The organism is Mesorhizobium sp. M7A.F.Ca.CA.001.08.2.1, from assembly GCF_003998455.1.
Taxonomy (GTDB): domain Bacteria; phylum Pseudomonadota; class Alphaproteobacteria; order Rhizobiales; family Rhizobiaceae; genus Mesorhizobium; species Mesorhizobium ciceri.
On record NZ_RZPW01001071.1, the window covers coordinates 1 to 1,594 of the forward strand.

Genomic DNA, 1,594 nt, shown 5'->3' on the forward strand with positions numbered 1-1,594 from the left:
GCATCGAAGCGGTAGAGCGCCGTCTCCGTGCCGCTCGGCAGCGTTCCCGACACCGGCGTGCCCGAGGTGATCGGCGTCGCCGTAGCAACATCAAGCAGCCGGAAGCTGTAGGAACCGGTTGCATCCGCCGCACCCGTGACACTGAGCGTGTAATCGCCGGCAACCAGATCGAGAGCCGAAGTTGCCGCCCCGCTTTGGCCATCCGAATTGGTGATGGCGATCCCTGGGACTTCGGTTCCATGCGGACCCGTGAGACTCCAGGCTAAGTGCCCGTCACTCGTCAGCGCGTCGAAATAGATCCTCGTGTCTTCAGAAATGTTAAAGGTGAATTGATCTGTTTCTCCAGGTACGTCTATCGACCCGTGAACCGGCATGAAGTCAGCGGACAAGAGCAGTCGTGGTTCAAGCGCCTCGAAATGAACGGCTCGTGTTTCGTATTCGCGCCGATTTCGCTGCCGCTTTTCTTTCTTGGACTTAGTGAGATATCCGATCGCTGCTGAAAGCGCAGATGCCGAGCAACTGTTTCGAAAGTTCGCGTTCCGATAGCGAAAGGTCATGCCACCAGCCCCCGGCTAGGCACTCGAACGGTATGATTGGAAGCTGAGCGTTGTTTTTCATGGCGAGCGAGAAGCGCCGCCCCCAAACAGGGCCATCTTCGCGCCGCGCATGACGCGATCTGACTTTGGCCAGACACCTCTGGCACCGTAGCGCGCGAAGAGCATAGGAAGACCGTCGTCGAAGGGCCCGCGCAACCGACACTCGCGCTGCTAGACAACGCGGGCAACAACAAATCCGTGAACGTGAACGCTGCCACGTCGGCTACTCCCAGCAACTCGGCAACACTATCGTTTGCCAAGTTACAGATGCTCGAGCACGAAAATTCTGCCAGCTTAATCAGGCTACTAAGCGCCTGAAACCCCGTCGTTATTATTCTCCCGCTCGCATTTCCCCTAAATTTCAGGTTGCGACTGCGGTACCCTGATGTCAACTGATTTATTAGCTACTTCGAAAATAGAATCCGCACGATGCCAAACATTTCCACGCAAGTCTTTGAATTTCTTATACTGCGCCTAAAAGGCCGATGCCTGAGATCCATGTGCCCTAAAGGGCCGCGTCGCGGTAGCTATCACTCCAATTTTTTGCAGGCTGTCAGTTGTGGACTGAATGTCTGAAATGCGCCTCGAAGCCCACATCAGGGTTCGGCGTACGGAAGGTCCTGTTTTGGCCAGTTCGAGACGCGAACGCACCGTGACCAACTGCTCACGACGAACTGCTTGCACCACTCGCGCACCAGGCGGGGCTTTTCGCGTCTGGAATGGCAGAAGCTTCGCGAACGCAACGAAGCCCTCGACTGCCGGGTCTATGCCCGTGCCGCCGCCTGATCATCGGTGCCGACCGCTGGCCGGAATCGACTTGGCGCGACCTCGAGGCGGAGTTCGGCAGAACCGTCGGTGCCTGTGAGCCGGAAGTGGCTGCCGCATCCGCGTTGCCACGTTTGGCATCAGCTTCGAACAGTCAAAACACGCGTCCGCAGAGCCGGCAGCCCAGGCTGAGGACTAGGCGTGTCCGTTTGAGCAGCTGGATGGAGTAACGA

The 1,594-nt window shown here is 57.7% G+C and carries 2 protein-coding genes; one reads left to right on the forward strand and one right to left on the reverse strand.

Annotation, left to right across the window (positions count from 1 at the left end; translation table 11 throughout):
- The coding region (locus EN914_RS34825) for an LEPR-XLL domain-containing protein (RefSeq protein ID WP_127389660.1) at window positions 1-557 on the reverse strand (557 nt) is incomplete at its 3' end.
- Between the two features lie 717 nt (window positions 558-1,274).
- Here EN914_RS34825 and EN914_RS39625 point away from each other — a divergent pair.
- Window positions 1,275-1,382, forward strand: coding sequence for a terminase gpA endonuclease subunit (locus EN914_RS39625; RefSeq protein ID WP_245265367.1), 108 nt, complete (start codon window positions 1,275-1,277; stop codon window positions 1,380-1,382).
- Window positions 1,383-1,594 lie beyond the last annotated feature (212 nt).